Raw genomic sequence first — 2,504 nt, forward strand, 5'->3', positions numbered from 1 at the left:
ATAATCTATGGATTCGTCAAAAAAGCGGGAGTTAGCATGGAATTTATCCAATCTAAAGATAATAAGACTATTAAACGTATAGTTTCTCTAGGACAACGTAAAAATCGTAATAAACATGGTGAGTATATTGTTGAAGGTATCCGTTCTATCCGTGATATTTCATCTAATGGTGTAATAAAAACAATTGTTATACGAGAGTCTAAATTTAAAGATAATAATATCGAAGCGTTATTAGCTTTAGATTCTATGCAATCAATTCCTACTTATATTGCGCAAGATCCAATATTTGATAAAATCGATAATACCGTAAATGGACAAGGTATTATTGCCATAGTAGCGAAACCCAATCATAGTATTGAATCTATCTCTATTGAAGATGGTGTTTATATTACACTAGATGGTGTCCAAGATCCCGGTAATTTAGGTACGATTATACGTACTGCTGTAGCAGCAGGTGTGAAGGGCATATTCTTGATGAAAGGTACAGTAGATCCTTTTAATGATAAGACGGTACGTAGTACAATGAGTGCGTTACATAAAATACCTGTCTATGAAGACGTGACATTATCTATGCTTAATGATCTGATTGCAGAATCCAATATGTCTACCTATGTAACTGCTTTAGAGGAATCAAAACCTTATAACATGGTTACATACGATAAACGATGTATGTTGATTTTAGGTAATGAAGGGAATGGGGTAACACCTGAGGTTATGAATCTATGTGAGCACCGAATCATGATTCCCATGTATGGTGACATTGAATCGTTAAATGTGAGTGTAGCAGCGGCTTTATGTATGTATAAAGCTCAAGAGCAATTGATATCATAATTAAAATACTTGAGAATCAGATCTAGTATTTATGATAAAAATTTATAAGTATATCGAAAGTCCTCTACTAGTATACAAGTAGAGGGCTTTTGTATTGATTTTATAGTTCTGTATTTGGTACAATAACATATATCCTTTGTGGGAGAACAAAGTTCTCCCTTTTTTTAATGAAAAGGAAGTAAACTATGTCCAAATTAATAGTAAATGCCGACGATTTTGGTCTTCATAGTGCAGTTAATGCTGCAGTCATTGATGGTCATCGTACAGGTATCATTACGAGTACCTCTCTATTAGCGGGAGGTGAAGCTTTTACAGAAGCTGTAAGTATGGCAAAAAATAACCCTAAGTTGGGCATTGGTGTTCATATCGCCTTAGTAGGTGGACTTAAACCGGTATGTGATCCATCTGAAGTATCATCTCTGCTTACATCTGAAGGCGTATTTCCAGAAACATATATCGATTTTATGAAGCGAATTTATACTGGAAAGATTAATTATAGTGAATTGCGCAAAGAAATTCACGCTCAAATGGAACGTATTATGGAATCTGGTTTACATGTAACGCATATTGATGGTCATCAACATATGCATGTATTACCGACGGTACTACCAATCGTAATAGAGCAAGCTAAACAGTATGGTATTAATGCTATACGCATTCCAGATGAATCTTCTTTATTTGTCAATTATATGTACTCTCCGGTGCGATTGTTAGGTAAGGTGGGGTTATCTACTGTGGCTGCAAAAGCACGTCCTACAATACGTGATAACGGCATGTATTCCACACAATATTTTTGGGGTATGGTAAATGGGGGACACATTAATCAGAAAACGTTAATGGGTATATTAAAATCCGTATCTAAAAAATCGGGTACTCATGAATTGATGATTCATCCAGGTTTAAATAATACGCTTCTTGGAAATCAATATAAATGGGGCTATCATTGGGAAGATGAATTACAAGCTGTTTGTTCTAACCATACGCGTTTATATATTAGACAACATAATATTGAGCTAATTAATTATGGAGACTTGATATGAGTAAAATGATGAAGAGAGGCATTTTTATGTTTCTTTTACTATTGGCTGTGTCAATTGGTATCATTTACTACACTATTGATTTAGATGCATTAAAAACAATTTCATCATTTAATAGTATTTCGTTATTATTAGCTTTGATAGCTTTAGCAGCAGGCATGTATTTTGATGGCCTACGGTTACAAAGACTTGTAAAAATCGGTGGGTACAAGCTATCCATAAAGGCGGTACTTCGCGTAATTTTTAGTAATTATTTTATGGCCATGTTGACACCAGGTGCCAGTGGAGGTGCTGTAGCGCAAGTTCTAGTATTAAAAAGTTATGGTGTACCCATATCTAAAGGTACGCCAATCGTATTAATACGCACCGTATTTTCAATTATGTTCTTGGTTATCATGTTACCTTTAGTATTTTTACATGATGCTATTGAAATTCCATATATTTCAAGAGATATGCTATTGATTTTTGCAGTAGTATCTGTCATTGCAATGCTGGTAGGTACTTATATCTTACAAACTAAATATATGCGTCAATTTGTATATAACTTAGCGCAACGGTTTAAAGCACATAAAACGAAAGATTGGCTTTCTAAATTAGAAACATTGAATCAAGGTTTAGGATTACTATATAAACAAC

Annotated in this window: 3 protein-coding genes; all 3 read left to right on the forward strand. The window is 34.1% G+C overall.

What is annotated here, in order from left to right:
• Positions 1-36: 36 nt before the first annotated feature.
• On the forward strand, positions 37-831 hold the full coding sequence (locus QZ334_RS07890) for a TrmH family RNA methyltransferase (RefSeq protein WP_295233440.1): 795 nt from the start codon (positions 37-39) through the stop codon (positions 829-831).
• Positions 832-1,016: 185 nt separating this feature from the next.
• Positions 1,017-1,871, forward strand: a complete 855-nt coding sequence (locus QZ334_RS07895) for a ChbG/HpnK family deacetylase (RefSeq protein ID WP_295233443.1) — start codon at positions 1,017-1,019, stop codon at positions 1,869-1,871.
• Positions 1,868-2,504 (forward strand): lysylphosphatidylglycerol synthase transmembrane domain-containing protein (locus tag QZ334_RS07900; protein ID WP_295233446.1); only part of this gene is annotated, 637 nt, incomplete at its 3' end. The genes QZ334_RS07895 and QZ334_RS07900, both read left to right, overlap by 4 nt.

It is taken from the genome of Veillonella sp., assembly GCF_019414865.1.
Taxonomy (GTDB): domain Bacteria; phylum Bacillota; class Negativicutes; order Veillonellales; family Veillonellaceae; genus Veillonella.